Origin of the sequence: Agrobacterium sp. MCAB5 (genome assembly GCF_052114365.1) — a bacterium.
Lineage (GTDB): Bacteria > Pseudomonadota > Alphaproteobacteria > Rhizobiales > Rhizobiaceae > Agrobacterium > Agrobacterium tumefaciens.
On the sequence record NZ_JBFREP010000251.1, the window covers coordinates 1 to 461 of the forward strand.

General features: G+C 56.0%; 1 pseudogene. It reads right to left on the reverse strand.

Features of this window, described 5'->3' with window-relative positions:
• Window positions 1-374, reverse strand: a pseudogene (locus AB4Z23_RS28480) (hypothetical protein); the annotation flags it as partial.
• Window positions 375-461: the final 87 nt, after the last annotated feature.

The following is a 461-nucleotide window of genomic DNA, read 5'->3' on the forward strand; positions in this document are numbered from 1 at the left end:
TCCTTGTAGCTCAGCGGCATCTTGCCAAGCAGCGGCGTTGTAAAGAAGCTGACGCCGACTCCTCCCAAATAATACGGGTTTCCCTTGCGGGAGCTGATATAGGAATAGCCGACTGCACCCGAGCCGCCTGGTCTGTTTTCAACCAAGATCTTTACCGGGACGAGGTTCTTTTCGTTGATCACCTTGGCCATTGTGCGGGCAACGATATCGCTACCGCCGCCGACGCCGAAAGCGACGATGTAATTGATGGTTTCGCTTGGATAGGCGTTTGCCCGGGCAAAACCGGACAGTAGCGGTTGCGCCGCGATCATTGCTGCGCCGTAGCCCATAAGCGTGCGACGGTTCATACCCTTGAGGGGGTCATATTCGTTCAAGGTCGTTCCTCCCAATTAAAATCGGCCCTCCCGCCGACGTCGACAACCCTTCCCGATCGCGACAAGGCAAAGTTTGGACCTTTCCAC